The 19,177-nt window shown below is 66.4% G+C and carries 16 protein-coding genes; 4 read left to right on the forward strand and 12 right to left on the reverse strand.

Annotated features, from left to right (window positions below):
- Positions 1-258: 258 nt before the first annotated feature.
- Together IB273_RS26800 and IB273_RS26805 are read right to left on the reverse strand one after the other, a co-directional pair.
- Positions 259-2,232: a PhoX family protein gene (locus tag IB273_RS26800; protein ID WP_192225437.1), complete on the reverse strand. Its 1,974-nt coding sequence runs from the start codon at positions 2,230-2,232 to the stop codon at positions 259-261.
- A gap of 206 nt (positions 2,233-2,438) precedes the next feature.
- The gene (locus tag IB273_RS26805) at positions 2,439-3,146 is read right to left on the reverse strand and encodes an MOSC domain-containing protein (protein WP_192225438.1); all 708 of its coding nucleotides are present in this window, start codon (positions 3,144-3,146) and stop codon (positions 2,439-2,441) included.
- A 100-nt stretch (positions 3,147-3,246) separates the two neighbouring features.
- Here IB273_RS26805 and IB273_RS26810 point away from each other — a divergent pair, with 100 nt between their 5' ends.
- The gene (locus IB273_RS26810; protein WP_081519682.1) at positions 3,247-4,125 is read left to right on the forward strand and encodes a LysR family transcriptional regulator; all 879 of its coding nucleotides are present in this window, start codon (positions 3,247-3,249) and stop codon (positions 4,123-4,125) included.
- A 530-nt stretch (positions 4,126-4,655) separates the two neighbouring features.
- On the opposite strand, the gene IB273_RS26815 is transcribed toward IB273_RS26810, so the two are convergent.
- The 10 genes from IB273_RS26815 to bioB form a co-directional block, all read right to left on the reverse strand.
- Complete coding sequence (locus IB273_RS26815) at positions 4,656-6,434, reverse strand: acyl-CoA dehydrogenase C-terminal domain-containing protein (protein WP_081519681.1); 1,779 nt, start codon at positions 6,432-6,434, stop codon at positions 4,656-4,658.
- A gap of 208 nt (positions 6,435-6,642) precedes the next feature.
- Entirely contained in the window at positions 6,643-8,439 is a 1,797-nt protein-coding gene (locus tag IB273_RS26820; protein ID WP_192225439.1) for an acyl-CoA dehydrogenase C-terminal domain-containing protein, read from the reverse strand.
- 119 nt (positions 8,440-8,558) lie between these two features.
- On the reverse strand, positions 8,559-9,839 hold the full coding sequence (locus tag IB273_RS26825) for a sensor domain-containing diguanylate cyclase (protein ID WP_192225440.1): 1,281 nt from the start codon (positions 9,837-9,839) through the stop codon (positions 8,559-8,561).
- A 171-nt stretch (positions 9,840-10,010) separates the two neighbouring features.
- A complete protein-coding gene (locus IB273_RS26830) occupies positions 10,011-11,816 on the reverse strand; it encodes a phenylacyl-CoA dehydrogenase (RefSeq protein ID WP_081519678.1) in 1,806 nt (601 codons plus the stop codon).
- 309 nt (positions 11,817-12,125) lie between these two features.
- Positions 12,126-12,356, reverse strand: a complete 231-nt coding sequence (locus tag IB273_RS26835; protein ID WP_081519677.1) for a hypothetical protein — start codon at positions 12,354-12,356, stop codon at positions 12,126-12,128.
- Between the two features lie 74 nt (positions 12,357-12,430).
- On the reverse strand, positions 12,431-13,114 hold the full coding sequence (bioD, locus tag IB273_RS26840; protein ID WP_192225441.1) for a dethiobiotin synthase: 684 nt from the start codon (positions 13,112-13,114) through the stop codon (positions 12,431-12,433).
- An 11-nt stretch (positions 13,115-13,125) separates the two neighbouring features.
- Positions 13,126-13,923: a malonyl-ACP O-methyltransferase BioC gene (bioC, locus tag IB273_RS26845; protein ID WP_192225442.1), complete on the reverse strand. Its 798-nt coding sequence runs from the start codon at positions 13,921-13,923 to the stop codon at positions 13,126-13,128.
- Positions 13,916-14,641, reverse strand: a complete 726-nt coding sequence (locus IB273_RS26850) for an alpha/beta fold hydrolase (RefSeq protein ID WP_081519674.1) — start codon at positions 14,639-14,641, stop codon at positions 13,916-13,918. Before IB273_RS26850 ends, bioC begins: the two co-directional genes overlap by 8 nt.
- The gene (gene bioF, locus IB273_RS26855) at positions 14,634-15,839 is read right to left on the reverse strand and encodes an 8-amino-7-oxononanoate synthase (RefSeq protein ID WP_192225443.1); all 1,206 of its coding nucleotides are present in this window, start codon (positions 15,837-15,839) and stop codon (positions 14,634-14,636) included. Before bioF ends, IB273_RS26850 begins: the two co-directional genes overlap by 8 nt.
- A gap of 97 nt (positions 15,840-15,936) precedes the next feature.
- Complete coding sequence (gene bioB / locus IB273_RS26860) at positions 15,937-16,992, reverse strand: biotin synthase BioB (protein ID WP_192225444.1); 1,056 nt, start codon at positions 16,990-16,992, stop codon at positions 15,937-15,939.
- 241 nt (positions 16,993-17,233) lie between these two features.
- Here bioB and IB273_RS26865 point away from each other — a divergent pair, with 241 nt between their 5' ends.
- The 3 genes from IB273_RS26865 to IB273_RS26875 all read left to right on the forward strand — a co-directional run bounded on the left by IB273_RS26865 (position 17,234) and on the right by IB273_RS26875 (position 19,147).
- Positions 17,234-17,527: a hypothetical protein gene (locus IB273_RS26865; protein WP_081519671.1), complete on the forward strand. Its 294-nt coding sequence runs from the start codon at positions 17,234-17,236 to the stop codon at positions 17,525-17,527.
- Between the two features lie 39 nt (positions 17,528-17,566).
- Entirely contained in the window at positions 17,567-18,289 is a 723-nt protein-coding gene (locus IB273_RS26870) for a ComF family protein (RefSeq protein ID WP_192225445.1), read from the forward strand.
- A 93-nt stretch (positions 18,290-18,382) separates the two neighbouring features.
- Positions 18,383-19,147 carry a TOBE domain-containing protein gene (locus tag IB273_RS26875; protein ID WP_138213040.1) on the forward strand — a complete coding sequence of 255 codons (765 nt, stop codon included), beginning with the start codon at positions 18,383-18,385 and terminating at the stop codon, positions 19,145-19,147.
- The last annotated feature ends 30 nt before the right edge of the window (positions 19,148-19,177 follow it).

Genomic DNA, 19,177 nt, shown 5'->3' on the forward strand with positions numbered 1-19,177 from the left:
CCCATGCCCGCGACCAGCCCCGCGCTGTCTTTCAGGCCGGCGCAGGGCAGATTCCGGCCTGCCGGCCGGTTCGCGGGCATGGCCCGCTCCTACAAGACCAAGAGCCCCTCTCCCTAACCCTCTCCCGTAAGCGGGAGAGGGGACTGATCGGCGCACGATGAAACAGCGCCGTCAGCCGGCACGGATGGCTCCCTCTCCCCCTGGGAGAGGGCTGGGGTGAGGGGAAAGCCCTGGTGCCAGGCCTCCCCTCAGTTGCCATCAGGTACCGATCACACCGCCATCATCCTTGGTGATCACCAGCGTCGTGGAACGCGGGATGCTCTTGCCGTCGCTGGCCGGGAAGCTCAGCGTCGGGTGCTGGATGTTCACCCACAGTGTCTTGCCGTCCGGGGTCTGGGTGATGCCGGTCAGCTCGCAGCCGCGCGGGCCGACCAGGAAGCGCCGCACTTCGCGGCTGTGCGGGTCGGCGCAGAGCAGCTGGTTGCAGCCCATGGCCTGCATCGCCGGGACGTCATCGTCGTAGTCGGTTTCGATCCACAGGCGCCCGGCGGTGTCGAAGTACAGGCCATCCGGCGAGGAGAAGATGTCGCCGTTGATGGTACCGATCAGGTTCTCCGGCGCGCTGGAGCCCTTGTGCTCGCCGGCCAGCAGGAAGATTTCCCATTGGAAGCTGGTGGCGGTCGGGTCGCCGCCTGCCTCGTTCCAGCGCAGGATCTGCCCGTGGAGGTTTTCCTTGCGCGGGTTGGCGGCGTCCACCGGCTGCTTCTTGCCGCGGGCATCGTTGTTGGTGAGGCTGACGTAGACCTCGCGGGTGGTCTGCTGCACGGCGACCCACTCGGGGCGGTCCATCGGCGTGGCGCCCAGCTTGTCGGCGGCGGCGCGGGCGTTGACCAGCACCTCGGCCTGGCTGGCGAAGCCGTTCTCGGCGCTCAGGCCATTCTGCCCGTGCACCAGCGGCAGCCACTGGCCGCTGCCATCGGCATTGAAGCGGGCGACGTAGAGGGTGCCTTCATCGAGCAGGTCGACGTTCGCCGCGCGGTTGTTCGCGTCGTATCGGCCGGCCGGGACGAACTTGTAGATGTACTCGCCCTTGGTGTCGTCGCCGTAATAGAACGCCATGCGGTTGTCGGCGCCCAGCGAGAGGGTCGAGCACTCGCGGCAGAAGCGGCCCACGGCGGTGCGTTTCTTCGGCGTGGAGGTCGGGTCGAACGGGTCGATCTCCACCACCCAGCCGAAGCGGTTCGGTTCGTTGACGTGGCCGCCATGGGGCTGGTCGGCCTTGGGCGTGGCGTCGAAGCGCGCATCCACCGCTTCCCAGGCGTAGTAGTTGCTGAACTGGCCGTTGGACAGGCCGTAGCGCTTGTGCGAGACGCGCTTGGCGTAGTCGTCCTTGTCGCGGTTGACGAAGTACTGGTGCCAGTTCTCTTCGCAGGCCAGGTAGGTGCCCCAGGGCGTGACGCCCATGGAGCAGTTGTTCAGGGTGCCGAGCACCTGTTTCGCCGCGGGGTCGCTGGCGGTGCGCAGCAGGTCGTGGCCGGCCAGCGGGCCGGACAGGTCCAGCGGCGAGCTGCCGGTGATGCGACGGTTGTAGCTCGAGCCCTCGACGCGTTGCCACTGACCGCCGGCGTCCTTCTTCACCTCGATGACGCTCAGGCCATGGGCGGCGATTTCCTTGCGTACCTCGCCTTCCGGGCGGCCGCGCGAACCATCGGGGCGGTCCTCGAAGGTCTGGCCTTTGGGGTGCAGCGTCGGGTTGATGTACTCGTGGTTGATGACCAGCAGGCCGTGGTTGTCCGGCGCATCGGGGAAGGGGAAGTAGTGCATGCCGTCATGGTTGTCGCCGGCCTGCAGTTCCTGGGCTTTCCAGTCTTCGCTGGCGTCGCCTTTCCAGGCCGGCGAGCCGCTCACCACGGCATCACCCCAGGAGAAGAACGGCCGCGCGCTGTAGCCTTCGGCGACGATCACCCGGTCGAATTTCGGGTCCTGTTGCACCGGCACGCCCTTGAAGCCCAGCAGCGCGGTGGGCACCGGGGCGTCGGCGGCGAACAGCGAGCGGCCGGGGAACAGGCCGCCGCCGAGGAAGCCGACGGCGCCCAGCACCAGGCTGTTCTTCAGCAGGCGGCGGCGCGAGGCGTCGATGATCTCGCTCATCGGCAGGTTGCCGGAGGGGTTGATCGCCTGGTCGTCGAAGGCGGCCAGTCGGTCGTGGAAATCCTGGAAACGCTCGCTCATCAGATGGTTCCTTCCGCGCGGCCGTCTTTCTGACGGCTCGGGTTGTCAGTAGAAGCTATCGGCGGAAGGTTAGGAACGCGGTGTTACGTCGGCATGACAACGCCGCCGAGCCCTGTGACAGGCTCGGCGGCGAGGATAAAAGCCGCCCCGCAGGACCAAGACGACGTCCGGGGGCGGGCGCGAGGGCATTTGCGGAATAGCGCGGCTCAGCTTTGCAGGCCGCCCTGCTCCGAACATTCGGGGCCCGCCAGGCGGGCCGTCCAGTCTTCCAGCACGCCACTGGTGAGGCGTTGCGCGGCAGTCTTGCGCCAGCGCAGGGAGAGCGCGTCGCACGCCATCATCAGGCGCAGGCCGGTACGTTCCAGCGGGTGGCCGAAGTACCAGTCCAGCAGGCTCGCCACGCTGAGCTGCGGGTAGTGCCGCTGCACCAGCTCCAGCGGTGCGTCGGGGGCGACCATGCCGGAGCGGCGCACCCGGTAGAACCAGCCGCAGCGCCCCTGCTCCTGCACTTGCTGCGGCAGCTCGGGGAGATTCCAGCGACGCGCCAGGCGGTAGCTGGGCGAGCGCGGCTGGCTCACTTCGATCAGCGCTTCGCCCCAGCGGAACAGGTCGCCGATGCAGGCCTCCTGCTCATTGAGGCCGAAGGTCGACAGGTTTTCGCCGAAGGCCGGCTGTCGCCAGCGCGTCTGCGGGTGCTGCTTGCGCCAGTGGCGGTAGTGCTCGGCCGGGTAGTGGTGCAATGCGCGGTCCAGGCCGCCGTCGCGGCGCAGGTCGGGCCGTGCGTCCCCCGGCAATCCTTCGGCGCCGAGCCAGACTTCCTGATGCGCTTCCAGCTTGTCGATATCGCTGAGCAGACCTCCCCAGCTTTCTTCGACTTTTCCTATGAAAACGCCCTGGATGACGATGCTTTCCACCTTTGTCTACCCATCTGAGACAGCGGACAAGCGCTAGAGTAGTGGCCTGGATAGCTGACTATCCATTTCGATTTTCCAGTTTCGTTGATAAGTAGACCTTATGGATTTCCGCCAGCTCCGCTATTTCGTCGCGCTCTACGAGGAAGGCCATGTCGGGCGCGCGGCCGAACGCCTGGCGATTTCCCAGCCGGCACTGTCGCAGCAGATACGCCAACTGGAGCAGAACCTCGACGTGGCGCTGTTCCAGCGCAGCGGCAAGCGCCTGCTGCCGACCGCCGCCGCACACACGCTGTACAACCATGCGGTGCCGCTGCTGGAAGGCCTGGAGCGCGCCCGCGAGGCGCTGCGGGGTTTCCGTGGGCAGAGTGCGCGCAGCCTGGCCATTGGCGTACTGCAGACGGTCAATGCGAGCCTGGTACCGCATCTGGTGGAACGCCTGCACGCTGCGCAGCCGCACGTGCAGGTGCGCATCTACGAACTCTCCGGAGTGGAGATCGAGCGCCGCCTGCTGATCGGCCAGCTGGATATCGGCATCGGCTTCCTGCCGCCGCGCCAGCCGGCGTTGCACGGCGTGGAGCTGTACCCGGACGAGCTGCAACTGGTGATCCCGGCGGAGCATCCGCTGAAGGACTTCAAGAAGGTCTCGCTGGCCCAGGCCGCGGAACTGCCGATGCTGCTGCTCGGCGAGGAATTCCGTGCCCGGCAGATCTGGCAGGAACAACTGGCGGCCATCGGCCGGCGGCCACGGGTACAGGCGGAGCTGAACCACATGGGCGGCATCCTCGACAGCCTGCCGCAGAGCCGCTTCGCCACCGTGCTGCCGGGGCGTGCGCGACAGATGCATGCGCACAAGGACCTGCTCTGGAAGCCATTGAGCGAACCGCGCATTCCACTGAGCGTGGGGCTGGTGTATCGCGATGCACAACGGCAGCAGCCGACGGTGGAGCTGCTGCGCTCGTTGCTGGATGGGGCGGTGTGACGCCCAACATCGCTGATGGGTATCGCTGCGCTCCACACCAGCCTAGGTTTGTGCTCGATGGTTATTCCGTCACGGGGTGTAGGATGGGTGGAGCGCAGCGATACCCATGCGGTCGCACGCCCGCACGGAGTTTCTACGTAGGACGCATAACCTGGAACAGGTTATCCGCCGTCCCGACAACCAGCGGCGGATAACGCTGGCGCGTTATTCGCCCTACGGGAAGCCAATCCAAATCGCAGGCAAGAAAAAACCCCGCTTCTTGCGAAGCGGGGTTTTGCAGACCGATATCCTGACGTCCATGCAGGCCACCATCCATGGTGGAATCCCTATATTTCCGTGTTGTCTTTGGCGCTTCCTGCGCAATGTCCTGACTGAGGAGAAGGTTACCGCCGGAAGCCTTTATCAGAAAGACGCCGATCACCACCGCTGTTTGTAAGCTTTGGCTTACACGGATTCGTACTAGCGTCCTTCGGAAAGGAAATATCCCCATAAAAAAGCCCCGCCGGAGCGGGGCTTTTCAGAGCGAGCGCTTAGAACTGCGCGGCGTCCAGCAGGTACAGCGACTCGCTGCCGGCCTTCACCGAGGCACTCAGCGAGTGGATGCGCGGCAGCAGGCGGGCGAAGTAGAAGCGCGCGGTGCCGAGCTTGCTGGCGTAGAACTCGTCCTGGCCTTCCTTGCCCAGCGAAGCGCGAGCCATCAGGGCCCACATGTACGCGTAGGCGGTGTAGCCGAAGGCGTGCAGGTACTCGACCGAGGCGGCGCCGATTTCGTTCGGGTTGCCCTTGGCGCGGTCCAGGACCCAGGCGGTCAGCTCGTCGAGGTTCTGCACGGCGGCGTTCAGCGGGCCGGTGAATTCGGCCAGCTCGGCGGACGCCGAGGCGGTGAAGGCACGGATCTCGTCGGTGAACAGCTTGCAGTAGGCGCCGCCGCTGCCGACGATCTTGCGGCCCATCAGGTCCAGCGCCTGGATGCCGTTGGTGCCTTCGTAGATCTGGGTGATGCGGCAGTCGCGTACCAGCTGCTCCTGGCCCCACTCGCGGATGAAGCCGTGGCCGCCGAAGATCTGCTGGCCGTGGATGGTGGTTTCCAGGCCCATGTCGGTAAGGAAGGCCTTGGCCACCGGGGTCAGCAGGGCGACCAGTTCCTCGGCGCGCTTGCGGGTGGTCGGCTCTTCGCTGTACTTGGCGGTGTCCAGTTGCATGGCGACGTAGCTGGAGAAGGCACGACCGCCTTCGTTCAGCGCCTTCATGGTCAGCAGCATGCGACGCACGTCCGGGTGGACGATGATCGGGTCGGCAGCCTTGTCCTTGGCGACCGGGCCGGTCGGCGCGCGGCTCTGGATACGCTCGCGGGCGTATTCCACGGCGCTCTGGTAGGAGCGCTCGCCGGTAGCCAGGCCCTGGATGCCAACGCCCAGGCGCTCGTAGTTCATCATGGTGAACATGGCGGCCAGGCCCTTGTTCGGCGCATCGACGATCCAGCCGGTGGCGCCGTCGAAGTTCATCACGCAGGTGGCGGAGCCCTTGATGCCCATCTTGTGCTCGATGGAGCCACAGGACACGGCATTGCGCTCGGCCAGGGAGCCGTCGGCGTTGACCATCACCTTCGGCACCAGGAACAGCGAGATGCCCTTGGAACCAGCCGGCGCGTCGGGCAGCTTGGCCAGGACCAGGTGGATGATGTTCTCGGTCAGGTCGTGCTCGCCGCCGGTGATGAAGATCTTGGTGCCGGAAATCTTGAAGCTGCCGTCGGCCTGGGGTTCGGCCTTGGTGCGGATGATGCCCAGGTCGGTGCCGGCGTGCGGCTCGGTCAGGCACATGGAACCGGCCCAGGTGCCGGCGTACATGTTCGGCAGGTACTTGGCCTTCAATTCTTCGCTGGCGTGGTTGAGCAGCGACAGGCAGGCGCCGGCGGTCAGCATCGGGTACAGGCCGAAGGACAGGTTGGCCGAGTTGACCATTTCCTCGACCTGGGCGCCGATCACCTTGGGCATGCCCATGCCGCCGAATTCCGGCGCGCCGCCCACGCCCACCCAGCCGCCTTCGGCGTAGGTGCGGTAGGCTTCGGGGAAGCCGGCCGGGGTCTTCACGCCCTCGGCGCTCCAGCTGCAGCCTTCTTCGTCGCCGCTGCGGTTCAGCGGGGCGATCACGCCGCCGGTGACCTTGCCGGCCTCTTCGAGGATCGCGGACGCGGTCTCGGCATCGACGGTCTCGGCCAGGGCGGGCAGTTCGGCCCACAGGTTGGCGACCTCGAAGACTTCATTGAGGACGAATTGCATGTCGCGCAGGGGAGCTTTGTAGTCAGCCATGATGGATCCTCGAACGAAAACGACGGCTGATCAGGCAGCCAGCGGTATCAGAATAGGAGGTACACGAAGGTACGCCGCCGGAGTTTACTCCAACAACTTTTCAGACTTTAAGCGTCATGTTGTGACCGCACAACTATATATTGGTCACAATATGTAGCGAAAAACGAGGAGGCCCGCGCGAAGCGGGCCTCCTTGTCTGGCACGCGGATTACAGGGCGAACTGCTCTGCCGACAGGCGCATCAGCACCTCGGAACCGGCTTCCGCCGCTGCAACGTGAGCCTGCGCGCGCGGCAGCAGGCGGCTGAAGTAGAACTCGGCGGTGGCCAGCTTGGTCTGGTAGTAGGCCGCCTCGCTGGCGCCCTGCTCCAGCTTCTGCTGGGCGACGAGCGCCATGCGCAGCCAGAAGTAGCCGAGGGTGACGTAGCCGGAGAACATCAGGTAGTCGACCGAGGCCGCGCCGACTTCGTCCGGGTTCTTCATGGCGGCCATGCCGACTTTCTGGGTCAGCTCGCCCCACTGCTTGTTCAGCGTCGACAGCTGGGCAACCTGTGCCTTCAGTTGCGGGTGCTCCGCGTGCTGCTGGCAGAGCTGATGGACGAGCTTGGTGAAGCCCATCAGCAACTTGCCCTGGCTGCCGAGGACCTTGCGGCCCAGCAGGTCCAGTGCCTGGATGCCGTTGGTGCCCTCGTAGATCGGCGCGATGCGGCAGTCACGCACCAGCTGCTCCATGCCCCACTCGCGGATGAACCCGTGGCCACCGAATACCTGCATGCCGATGTTGGTGACTTCCAGGCCGGTCTCGGTCATGAAGGCCTTGCAGATCGGGGTGAGGAAGGCCAGCAGGCTGGCGGCGCGTTCGCGCTCCTCGGCGTCCTGGGACAGGTGCTCGATGTCCAGCAGTTGCGCGGTGAAGTAGGCCAGCGCGCGGTTGCCTTCGTTGAACGCCTTCATGGTCAGCAGCATGCGGCGCACGTCCGGGTGGACGATGATCGGGTCGGCGGGCTTCTCCGGCGCCTTCGGGCCGGTCAGCGAACGCATCTGCAGGCGGTCCTGGGCGTAGCGTACGGCGCCCTGGTAGCTGGTCTCGCCGAGGCAGAGGCCCTGCATGCCGGTGCCCAGGCGCGCGTGGTTCATCATGGTGAACATGCAGGCCAGGCCCTTGTTGGCCTCGCCGATGAGGAAGCCGCGGGCGCCGTCGAAGTTCATCACGCAGGTGGCGGACGCCTTGATGCCCATCTTGTGCTCGATGGAGCCGCAGGCCACGGCGTTGCGCTCGCCAGCCTCGCCGTTCGCATCGAGGTTGAACTTCGGCACGATGAACAGCGAGATGCCCTTGGTGCCGGCCGGCGCATCGGGCAGCTTGGCCAGGACCAGGTGGATGATGTTCTCGCTCATGTCGTGTTCACCGGCGGAGATGAAGATCTTGGTGCCGGTGATCGCGTAGCTGCCGTCCGCATTGGGCACGGCGCGGGTCTTGATGATGCCCAGGTCCGTGCCGCAGTGCGGCTCGGTGAGGCACATGGTGCCGGTCCAGACCGCGCTGGTCATGCGCGGCAGGTAAGTGTCCTTCTGCTCCTGCGTGCCGTGGGCGTGGATGGCGGCCATGGCGCCCTTGGTCAAGCCGGGGTACATGCCCCAGGAACAGTTGGACGCGCCGATCATCTCGCTGACCAGCAGGCCGAGAGACGGCGGCAGACCCTGGCCACCGAATTCCGGGTCGCTGGAAACGCCGTTCCAGCCGGCCTCGACGTACTGCGCGAAGGCTTCCTTGAAGCCCTTGGGCGTGGTCACCACACCGTTGTCGAAGTGGCAGCCTTCCTCGTCGCCGGAGCGGTTCAGCGGGGCGATGACCTGCTCGCAGAACTTCGCGCCTTCCTCGAGGATGGCGGCGAACATGTCCGGGGTGGCGTCGGTGGCGCCGAGGGCTTCGTAGCGGCCGGTGAAGTCGAAGACTTCGTCGGTGAGGAAGCGCACGTCGCGCAGGGGGGCCTTGTACTCGGGCATCGCGAATCTCCGTTCGGTTCAGGGCGCCAGCGTGGCGCGGAAAACTCGAACCTAACGGCCCGCCACGATGCGGACAATCACGCTGCACGCGCTGAATGCGCGGTCATAACGCAGGCCGCTCAGGCGGTGCGCACCGCTCCGCGACGCGACTGCCCGTGCACGGCCACGCGGTTGCGCCCGCCGCTCTTGGCCGAGTACATCGCCTCATCGGCGCCCTTGATGACTTCCTCGGGGCTGCGCCGCTCGCCGTCGCGCTCGGCGACGCCGACGCTGATGGTCACCGAGACCGTCTGCGCCTCCTTGCCGGCGCGCTTGCCGCGGCCCTGGCGGTCGTCCTTGGGGCGGTTGCCACGGTCGCGCAGGTGCATGGCGTAACCCTCGATGGCCTGGCGCACGCCATCGAGGTAAGGCAGGCACTGCTCCACAGTCTTGCCGGCGAACACCACGGTGAATTCCTCGCCGCCATAGCGATACGCCTTGCCGCCGCCACCGGTACGACGCAACTGGCTGGCGACCATGCGCAGCACCTGGTCGCCGACGTCGTGGCCGTGGCTATCGTTGAATTTCTTGAAATGGTCCACGTCGATCATCGCCAGCACGTACTGCTGGCCCAGGCGCTGGAAGCGCTCGTTCAGCGCGCGGCGTCCGGGCAGGCCGGTGAGTTCGTCGCGGAAGGCCATCTGGTACGCCTCGTGGGCCACCGCGCCGGCCAGGGTGAGCATCACCAGGCTGGTCATCACGGTCAGCGCGTGGGGCAGGATGAACACCTTGGGCAGCATCCACAGCAGCCCGAGCAGGCCCAGCAGTTGCGCGGCGTGCAACGGCCGCGGCTGGCGCACGTAGGCGGAGACCAGGGCGACGAAGGCCATCAGGAAACCGAAGTAGGACAGCTGCGCCAGGCTCATCCAGTGGCCATGCAAAGCCGGCCAGTAGGTGTCGCTGAGCAGCTCTGCCAGCCCCTGCGGGAAGCGCTTGGCCAGTGCTGTCGCCACCCCGGCCACGGCGACCAGCGCGGCGCTGCGGGCGAGCAGGTCCTGCAGCATGTGCATGCGCTCCTGCCAGATGCCGTAAAGGCCGTAGAGCAGCGGCAGCAGCACGCAACACAGGTGGAACACCAGCGCCGCGTCCGGCATCACCACGCGGTGCGCCTGGAAGTAGTCGACCTGGGTATCGAGCAGGAAATAGGCGATGTACACCACCGTCAGCATGAACAGCTGGCGCTGGCGGCCATAGACCATGCACAGCGCGCCGCCGAGCAGCAGCAGCAGGGTCGGCAGGACGTTGAACAGGGAGATGAAGAAGTCAGACAGTTCGCCCAGGGAGCCGGCGGCGATGCCGGCCGGAATCAGCAACAGGGGCGTGAGGAAATGGCTGATCCGGTAAGGGGCCGTGGGTCGCACAAAGGGTTCCGCAGAGTGGGTGCCGGTCTTGCCGTCAGTCGATCGGCAAGTGGCGTAATGATGGCATTTTCTGCGGCGTTTTGTGTGGATTCGGATACGAAAAAGCCCGCCTTGCGGCGGGCTTCCTGCTGTTCAGCAGACGGACGGCGAACCGTCCGTCCAAGGCGCTGATCAGTAACCGAGGGCGAAATCTTCCTCGGCCAGGTCCATCAGGTTGTTGGCGCCGGACAGCATGGAGCCAACGTGCGCGCGGGTGCGCGGCAGGATACGCTGGAAGTAGAAGCGCGCGGTCTTCAGCTTGGCCTGGTAGAAGGCCTCTTCGCTGGTACCGGCAGCCAGCTTCTCGGCAGCCAGGCGAGCCATGTCGGCCCAGAAGTAGGCCAGGCAGGCGTAGCCGGAGAACATCAGGTAATCGACCGATGCAGCGCCGACTTCCTCGCGGTCCTTCATGGCAGCCATGCCGACCTTCATGGTCAGGTCGCCCCACTCCTTGTTCAGCGCAGCCAGCGGTGCAACGAACTCCTTGACGGCTTCGTTGGCTTCGTTGGCCTGGCAGAACTTGTGCACGATCTTGGTGAAGCCCTTGAGCGCTTCGCCCTGGGTCATGAGGATCTTGCGGCCCAGCAGGTCCAGCGCCTGAACGCCAGTGGTGCCTTCGTACAGCATGGAGATACGGCTGTCGCGGACGTTCTGTTCCATGCCGTGCTCGGCGATGAAGCCGTGGCCGCCATAGATCTGCACGCCGTGGTTGGCGGCTTCGAAGCCCACTTCGGTCATGAACGCCTTGGCGATCGGGGTGAGGAAGGCCAGCATCGCGTCAGCGGCTTTCTTCTCTTCTTCGTCCTGGCTGCGCTGGACGATGTCGACCTGCTTGGCAGCGAAGTACAGCATGGCGCGGTTGCCTTCGGCGAAAGCCTTGGCAGTCAGCAGCATGCGACGTACGTCCGGGTGCACGATGATCGGGTCAGCGGCTTTTTCCGGAGCTTTCGGGCCGGTCAGCGAACGCATCTGCAGACGCTCGCGAGCGTAGGCGATGCCACCCTGGAAACCGATTTCGGCGTGGGCCAGGCCTTGCAGCGCGGTACCCAGGCGAGCAGTGTTCATGAAGGTGAACATGCAGTTCAGGCCCTTGTTCGGCGGGCCGATCAGGAAGCCGGTGGCGGCGTCGAAGTTCATCACGCAGGTGGCGTTGCCGTGGATGCCCATCTTGTGCTCGATGGAGCCACAGGAAACGGCGTTGCGCTCACCCACGTTGCCTTCGGCGTTGGGCAGGAACTTCGGCACGATGAACAGCGAGATGCCCTTGGTGCCCTGCGGGGCGTCGGGCAGGCGGGCCAGCACGATGTGGACGATGTTGTCGGCCATGTCGTGTTCGCCAGCGGAGATGAAGATCTTGGTGCCGGTGATCTTGTAGGTGCCGTCAGCCTGCGGCTCGGCCTTGGTGCGCAGCATGCCCAGGTCGGTGCCGCAATGCGGCTCGGTCAGGCACATGGTGCCGGTCCACTCGCCGGAAACCAGCTTGGTCAGGTAGGCGTGCTGCTGCTCCGGAGTACCGTGGGCGTGCAGGGTGTTCATGGCGCCGTGGGACAGGCCCGGGTACATGCCCCAGGACCAGTTGGCCTGGCCGACCATTTCGCTGATGGCCAGACCCAGGGATTCGGGCAGACCCTGACCGCCGTGCTCGACGTCATGGGCCAGGCTCGGCCAGCCGCCTTCGACGAACTGCTGGTAGGCCTCTTTGAAGCCGGTCGGAGTCTTGACGCCTTCCGGGCTCCATTTGCAGCCTTCCAGGTCGCCAGTGCGGTTCAGCGGAGCGATTACCTGTTCGCAGAACTTCGCACCCTCTTCGAGGATGGCATTGACCATGTCCGGGGTGGCGTCTTCGGCGCCCGGCAGGTTCTGGTAGTGCGCTTCGTAGCCCAGCAGCTCGTCGCGAACGAAACGGATATCACGCAAGGGGGCCTTGTAATCAGGCATAGCGGTAAACCTCTACGAAGGGTTCTGGTTAATGGGCGACCGGTTGCTGCGGTCGCAGTGCGGGAGCATTCCCGGCCGCCCAGTCGGTGCGCGTGCGCATCCGGACAGTCAAACAGGCGTTTGAAACATACGTTTACGCCATACCCTTGTCAAGCGTGCAAACCGACCGCCTGGTCACGCTCGCAGGGCTGTCCGCGGGGTGTATTGGCAGCGAGGCCCTGAGGCTAATTAAAGCCCATGGCAGAGCGGCCGGCGTGTCACAAGGACAGCCGGCCGCGCGGAAGAATTCAGGGTGGGGAAAGCGTCGCGTCAGGCGCGGATATCGATGAGGGTGCCGAGCGTTTCGTCGGCAGCCTGGATGACCTTGGCGTTGGCCTTTACCTCGTGCTCGCCGCGGCGCAGGTCCACCAGACGGTCGTTGAGCACTTCGCTGGGCGCGCTGCCCGCGGTAGCGATGTCGGTGCTGGCGCGGTCGACGCGGCGCTGGCCGTTCTGCACGCCGTACAGGCCCGCAGAGAAAGCATTACCGGAGATTTCCATCGACACGCCTCCACAGCAAAAAGCAGCAAGTGGCCACTATTCAAGCAGACGGAGTCCGCCAGGCCAAGGCCCGGTTACAAATCGAGGATGCCCAGGTCCAGGTGCGCGGCCACTGCCGCCGGAGTCGCGTGGACCAGGCGCGGCACGCGTCCGATGCAGGGTGCGGGCAGGCGTTCGGCGAGGGTCGCGAGGTTTTCTTCCAGACGGGAGGTCTGCGGGTCGACGATGTTCGCCACCCAGCCGGCCAGCACCAGGCCGTCGCGCTGGATCGCCTCGGCGCTGAGCACCGCATGGTTGATGCAACCCAGGCGCACGCCGACGACGAGGATCACCGGCAACTCCAGGGCGATGGCCAGGTCGGAAAGGTTCTCCTCCCCCGCCAGCGGCACGCGCCAGCCCCCGGCGCCTTCCACCAGGGTGAAATCGGCGCCCAGCTCCAGCACCGAACGAACCGGCCCCTTGAGCGCTTCCACTGTCAGCTTCACGCCCATTTCGCGGGCAGCGAGGTGCGGCGCAATGGCCGGCTCAAAGGCGAAGGGGTTCACCTGTTCGTAGGCCAGCGGCACGCTGCATTCACCCAGCAGCGCCAGCGCATCCGAATTGCGCAGGCCCTCGGGGCTGCGCTCGCAACCGGAAGCCACCGGCTTGGCAGCCGCCGTGGACAACCCGGCCAGCCGCGCCGCATGCAGCAGGCCGGAGGCGATGGTGGTCTTGCCGATTTCGGTGTCGGTGCCGGTGACGAAGTAGGCGTGGGACATGGTTTCCTCGGTCAGTGCTTGCGCAGGACGGCGTAGACCACCCGGTAGGTCGCCGGCAACCCTTCGGGCTGGCGGAAGCGCTCGTAGGCGGCGATCAGCGCACGCACCCGCTCGCGCCCGGTGAGGCCGTCTGGCCGGCCGGGATTGAGGTTGTGCGCGCCGAGCGCCTTGAGTTCATGGGTCAGGCTGCGCAGGTCGGGGAAGTGCAGGACACGGTCCTCGGTGCGCAGCTCCAGCACTTGCAGGCCGCTGCCTGCGCAGTGCTGCTGATACTGCTCGAAGGCGCGGAAGCGATTCACGTGGACGAAGCCGTCCACCGCTTCCCAGCTCTGCCGCAGCTCGCCCAGCGTGCCGATGCACAGGCTACTGAACGCCGCGACGCCACCAGGACGCAGCACGCGGCGCGCCTCGTCCAGCACCGCCGGCAAGTCCCCGCACCACTGGATCGCCAGGCTGGAGAACAGCAGGTCAGTGGCGCCATCGCGCAACGGCAGCCGTTCGGCATCGCCGCCGATGAAGTGCTGCGCACCGCCCTGCTCGCGGGCGTGGCGCAGCATGCCTTCGGCGATATCGACGGACAGGCCCTGCGCCTGTGGATAACGCGCCGCCAGGGCGCGGGTGAAATAACCGGTGCCGCTGCCCAGGTCGATCCAGCGCTGCAGCGCGACCTGCGCCGGCAGCAGCTCCAGCAGACGACCGCCGACGGCGCGCTGCAGTTCGGCCACCGCGTCGTAAGTCGACGCGGCGCGGGAGAAGGAGGCGGCTACCTGGCGTTTGTCGGGCAGCGCGCTGGTACTGCAATCAGGCATCGTCGCCCTCGTGGATGAACTTCAGGATGGCGCTCGCCACTTCGTCGGGCTGCTCCAGCGGCAGGCCGTGACTGGCACCGGGCAACAGGCTGACTTCGACGTCCGGCAGCCACTCCAGCAGCGCATCGGCGGCGCTGGCAGGGACCAGCGCATCGTTGGCGGCGAACAGGTGCAGTTGCGGGCCGGGATAGCGACCAAGGGCGGCGCGGGTATCGAGCTGCCCCAGCAGTTGCAGGCCGGCGGTCAGACCTTCGGCGTTCAATTGCGGCAGCGCCACCTGCAGCTGGCGTGCGAGGGTGCGCGGGTCACGGGCGCCCTGGCTGACCAGCAGCGTGAAGCGCTTGCGTACCAGGTGCGGCTCCAGCAGGAAGGCCTCGAAGAAATCCTCGAAGACGTCATTGGCCATCGCGTCCGGCCAGTCCTCGCGGCGGCGGAAGCAGAGGTTGCTGGCGATGGTCACCAGCCCCCGACAGGACTCGCCCCGACGCGCCGCCAGTTCGGCACCCAGCATGCCGCCCAGCGACCATCCGGCGATCCAGGCGTCGTGAGCGACGTTGTCGTCCAGTTCGTCGAGCCAGGCATTGGGATCGGTATCCGCCGGCAGCGGCTCGATCTGCACATTCAAATGCGGTGCCTGCTCCAGCAGCGCATCGCGCAGCGGCTCCAGCGGCGCACTCCCCAGGCCCCAGCCCGGCAGCAGGATCAGTTGGTCACGCATCATCGCCCTCCTCGGCATCGATCTCTGCCAGAAGGCTAGACGACACGCGCTGCCAGCTTTCAGCGAGCGCCAGCAACAGGCGGTCAACCTGCGCCTCGGTGTGCGAGGCGGACAGGGTCACGCGCAGGCGCGCGGTGCCGGCCGGCACGGTGGGCGGGCGGATCGCGCCGACGAGGATGCCGCGCTGGCGCAGCTCCGCCGACAACGCCATGGCCTGGGCGCTGCCGCCGATGAGGATCGGCTGGATCGGCGTCGGGCTGTCCATCAGGCTCAGGCCGATGGCCTCGGCGCCGGCGCGGAAGCGCGCGATCAGCGCATTCAGGTGATCGCGGCGCCAGCTCTCGGCGCGCAGCAGCTCCAGGCTTTTCAGCGTGGCGCAGGCCACCGCGGGCGGCTGGCTGGTGGTGTAGATGTAGGGGCGGGCGAACTGGATCAGCGTCTCGATCAGCTCCTCGCTGCCGGCAACGAAGGCGCCAGCGGTGCCGAAGGCCTTGCCGAGGGTGCCGACCAGCACGGGCACATCATCCATCCCCAGGCCGAAGTGCTCGACGATGCCGCCACCGTTCGCGCCCAGCGGGCCGAAACCATGGGCGTCGTCGACCATCACCCAGGCGCCCTTCTCCCTGGCCCTGGCGCAGAGCGCGGGCAGGTCGGCCAAGTCGCCGTCCATGCTGAACACGCCGTCGGTGACCACCAGCGTGTTGCCTTCAGCCTTATCAAGGCGGGAAGCGAGGCTGGCGGCGTCGTTGTGCAGGTAGCGCGAGAAGCGCGCACCGGAAAGCAGGCCGGCGTCCAGCAGCGAGGCGTGGTTGAGGCGGTCCTCCAGCACGCTGTCGCCTTTACCGACGAGGGCGGTGACGGTGCCGAGGTTGGCCATATAGCCGGTGGAGAACAGCAGCGCGCGCGGGCGGCCGGTGAACTCGGCGAGCGCCAGCTCCAGCTCGTGGTGCGGGCCGCAGTGGCCGTTGACCAGGTGCGAGGCACCGCCGCCGACGCCCCAGCGCTCGGCGCCGGCACGCAGGGCGGCAATCACCTCGGGGTGATTGGCCAGGCCCAGGTAATCGTTGGAACAGAAGGCCAGCATCGGCTGGCCGTCGATGACCACTTCCGGCCCCTGCGGCGATTCCAGCAGCGGACGGCGGCGGTAGAGGTCCTCCGCCTGGCGCAGGGCCAGGCGGGCGGCGAGATCGAAAGGCATGAAGCAGGCTCCAGGCGGCAGGCTATAGGCAGCAGGCTAAGCCACAGCAGGCGGCGACACTCCGCCTGCGGCCTACCGCCTGTAGCCTGCAGCGGCTTTAAACAGCCGCGTTATAGAACAGCTGGGAGTCGCGTTGTTCCACCAGTGCCTGCTCGATGGCGGCCTGGTGCACCTCGTCGGCGTGCTCCTCGCGCTCTTCGGGCTTGATGCCCAGACGCGCGAACAGCTGCATGTCCTTCTCGGCCTGCGGGTTGGTGGTGGTCAGCAGCTTCTCGCCGTAGAAAATCGAGTTGGCGCCGGCCATGAAGGCCAGGGCCTGCATCTGCTCGTTCATCTGCTCGCGACCGGCGGACAGGCGCACGTGGGATTTCGGCATCATGAGGCGGGCGACCGCCAGGGTGCGGATGAAGTCGAACGGATCGACATCCTTCTCTTCGGCCAGCGGGGTGCCCTTCACTTTCACCAGCATGTTGATCGGCACCGATTCCGGGTGCTCGGGCAGGTTGGCCAGCTGGATCAGCAGGCCGGCGCGGTCGTCCACCGACTCGCCCATGCCGAGGATGCCGCCGGAGCAGATCTTCATCCCCGCCTCGCGCACGTAGGCCAGGGTCTGCAGGCGCTCGCCGTAGGTGCGGGTGGTGATGATGTTGCCGTAGAACTCCGGCGAGGTATCGAGGTTGTGGTTGTAGTAGTCCAGGCCCGCTTCAGCCAGCGACTGGGTCTGCTCCTGAGTCAGCTTGCCCAGGGTCATGCAGGTTTCCAGGCCAAGCTTCTTCACGCCCTTGACCATTTCCAGCACGTAGGGCATGTCCTTGGCCGACGGATGCTTCCAGGCGGCGCCCATGCAGAAGCGCGTGGAGCCGATGGCCTTGGCTTCGGCAGCGGCCTGCAGCACCTTCTGCACTTCCATCAGCTTTTCCTTGTCCAGACCAGTGTTGTAGTGGCCGGACTGCGGGCAATATTTGCAGTCTTCCGGGCAGGCGCCGGTCTTGATCGACAGCAGGGTGGACACCTGTACGCGGTTCGGGTCGAAATGCGCGCGGTGCATGGTCTGCGCCTGGAACAGCAGGTCATTGAAGGGCTGTTCGAACAGGGCGCGGACTTCGGCAAGGGTCCAGTCGTGGCGGGTTACTTGGGCTGCGGTGGCACTCATCGGCAAAGTCCTTCGACGCTTGGGGGCGCCTCTTGTCTAGGGTGCCCCGGCGGCGCGCCACCGGGGAAATCAGGCTCAAGGCATCATATGTGGAGCTGTGACGCTGTCAACCACTCTCGCGACACAGGTCGACAAGTGACCATTTATTGATCAGCCACGACGATCTCGTTGCGGCTGCGGCTGAACCGATCCGCCCCATTGCCGCTCCAATCAGGCAGAACACTCAGGAGTCAGACCCCAGATGGGAACAGAAGGATTCTTCGACGGCCTTGGCCAGATGGTCGGCAAGGCCATCCGCTTCATCGTCGATCTGCTATCGGGCGTGCTCGGCGGCCTGTGGCGCGCCATGGACGACTTCTTCCACGGCCTGGCGCGGGCTGTGGGAATCGACGTCTCGATCTTCAGCTTCGTCCTGCTCTTCATCGGCCTGCTGCTGCTCTACAGTGGCATCCGCGCCTTCCTGCGGCGCTCGATCTTCGGCGGGCTGATCTGGACGGTGCTGGGCCTGGTGGTATTGAGCTGGCTGATTCACTGAGCCGCTAACCCCTGAACGCCCCGCCCATGGAGGGGCTGAATGTGGATATCTCAATGGCGCCCCGTCTGGTGGCGCCCTCGCGTGCAATGTCTTCTTTGCGGCGGGGCGGCGGAACAGGCCGCCCTGCCCCTCTGCGCCGGCTGCGACGATGACCTGCCGTGGCTCGCCGGGCACTGCGCGGTCTGCGCCCTTCCCCTCCCAGCTTCCGGACTGACCTGCGGCCAGTGTTTGCGCCACGCTCCGGCTTTTCACCGGGTCGAGACACCGCTGCGCTACGGCTTCCCCGTCGATGCGCTGGTCACCCGCTTCAAGCACCAGACCAATGCCCCGCTCGGACGCCTGCTCGGCCAGTTGCTCGAACGCCACCTGCTGCATGCCTTTGATGAAGGATTGCCGCGCCCGGACCGGCTGATCCCCGTGCCACTGTCGCGCCGGCGCGAGCGGCAACGGGGCTTCAACCAGGCGCAACTGTTGGCCGACTGGCTGGCCGCGCCGCTGCATCTGCCTGTGGATAACCAGCTCGTCCGCCGCACGCAGGACACCCCGGCCCAGCAAGGCCTGGACGCCGTCACCCGCAAGAAGAACCTGCGCAACGCCTTCACCCTGGCCGCTGGCGCGAGCGTCGAAGGCCTGCACCTGGCGCTGGTGGACGACGTGCTGACCACTGGCGCCACCGCCGAGCGCATCGCCCGCCTGTTGCGTCGTGCTGGTGCGCGGCGGGTCGACGTCTATTGCCTGGCACGCACACCAGCCCCGGAATAGACGACCGTTGGACCACATTCCCGACATCTGCCCCTTGCGTTTTGCACGCCAGCAACGGAGCCTCGTCGCATACCAATAAGTACTCGCGAAACCATGACCACCCTCAGCCTGTTGACCCAACACGTTACCCGCCGCCCGCAGCGCATCGCCCTGCTGGCGCAGATCGCCCAGCTCGGCTCGATCACCCACGCCGCCAAGGCCGCCGGGATGAGCTACAAGACCGCCTGGGACGCCATCGATGAACTGAACAACCTCTCCGACCGGCCGCTGGTGGAACGCAGCGTCGGCGGCAAGGGCGGTGGAGGCGCGCGCCTGACCGCCGAGGGCGAACGCCTGCTGGCGCTCTACCAGCGCCTGGAAGCCCTGCGCGAGCACATTGTCGAGCACGTCGAGCACCAGGCCGACCTGGAACTGATCGGCCGCCTGATGATGCGCACCAGCGCGCGCAACCAGCTTCACGGGCGCGTCTGCTCGGTGGAGCCGTCCGGCCTGAACGACCTGGTGTGCATCGAACTGCCTGGCGGCTCGCGCATCCAGGCGCGGGTCACCCGCGAAAGCACCGAGAAGCTGGAACTGGCCGACGGCGTGCCGGTGGTGGCGCTGATGAAGGCCGGCTGGCTCTACGTCGACCTGCCGCACATCCCCTGCCCGGAGGGCCTGAACGCGCTGGAAGGCCACGTCGATGACATCCGCGAAGCCGAAGACGGCCCCAGCGAAGTGCGCATCCAGCTGCCCAGCGGCCAGATGCTCTGCGCCCTGACCGACCCGGAGCGCATCGAAATCCTCGGCCTGCAAGCCGGTTCGGCGGTGCGCGCGCAGTTCTCCCCGGCGCAGGTGATCCTCGGCACGCCGCTGTAGTCGCCCCGGCAAATGGGTTTCCCTGCCTCA

Source organism: Pseudomonas sp. PDM19 (assembly GCF_014852215.1).
Taxonomy (GTDB): Bacteria; Pseudomonadota; Gammaproteobacteria; order Pseudomonadales; family Pseudomonadaceae; genus Pseudomonas.

What these genes read in the sequence shown, in the direction of transcription:
- IB273_RS26810 (WP_081519682.1), top strand. Translation starts at nt 3,247, where the DNA reads ATGGATTTCCGCCAGCTCCGCTATTTCGTCGCGCTCTACGAGGAAGGC.
- IB273_RS26870 (WP_192225445.1), top strand. Translation starts at nt 17,567, where the DNA reads ATGTGGATATCTCAATGGCGCCCCGTCTGGTGGCGCCCTCGCGTGCAA.
- bioB (WP_192225444.1), bottom strand. Translation starts at nt 16,992, where the DNA reads ATGAGTGCCACCGCAGCCCAAGTAACCCGCCACGACTGGACCCTTGCC.
- bioF (WP_192225443.1), bottom strand. Translation starts at nt 15,839, where the DNA reads ATGCCTTTCGATCTCGCCGCCCGCCTGGCCCTGCGCCAGGCGGAGGAC.
- IB273_RS26820 (WP_192225439.1), bottom strand. Translation starts at nt 8,439, where the DNA reads ATGCCCGAGTACAAGGCCCCCCTGCGCGACGTGCGCTTCCTCACCGAC.
- IB273_RS26800 (WP_192225437.1), bottom strand. Translation starts at nt 2,232, where the DNA reads ATGAGCGAGCGTTTCCAGGATTTCCACGACCGACTGGCCGCCTTCGAC.
- IB273_RS26835 (WP_081519677.1), bottom strand. Translation starts at nt 12,356, where the DNA reads ATGGAAATCTCCGGTAATGCTTTCTCTGCGGGCCTGTACGGCGTGCAG.
- IB273_RS26815 (WP_081519681.1), bottom strand. Translation starts at nt 6,434, where the DNA reads ATGGCTGACTACAAAGCTCCCCTGCGCGACATGCAATTCGTCCTCAAT.
- bioC (WP_192225442.1), bottom strand. Translation starts at nt 13,923, where the DNA reads ATGCCTGATTGCAGTACCAGCGCGCTGCCCGACAAACGCCAGGTAGCC.
- IB273_RS26830 (WP_081519678.1), bottom strand. Translation starts at nt 11,816, where the DNA reads ATGCCTGATTACAAGGCCCCCTTGCGTGATATCCGTTTCGTTCGCGAC.
- IB273_RS26875 (WP_138213040.1), top strand. Translation starts at nt 18,383, where the DNA reads ATGACCACCCTCAGCCTGTTGACCCAACACGTTACCCGCCGCCCGCAG.
- IB273_RS26850 (WP_081519674.1), bottom strand. Translation starts at nt 14,641, where the DNA reads ATGCGTGACCAACTGATCCTGCTGCCGGGCTGGGGCCTGGGGAGTGCG.
- bioD (WP_192225441.1), bottom strand. Translation starts at nt 13,114, where the DNA reads ATGTCCCACGCCTACTTCGTCACCGGCACCGACACCGAAATCGGCAAG.
- IB273_RS26865 (WP_081519671.1), top strand. Translation starts at nt 17,234, where the DNA reads ATGGGAACAGAAGGATTCTTCGACGGCCTTGGCCAGATGGTCGGCAAG.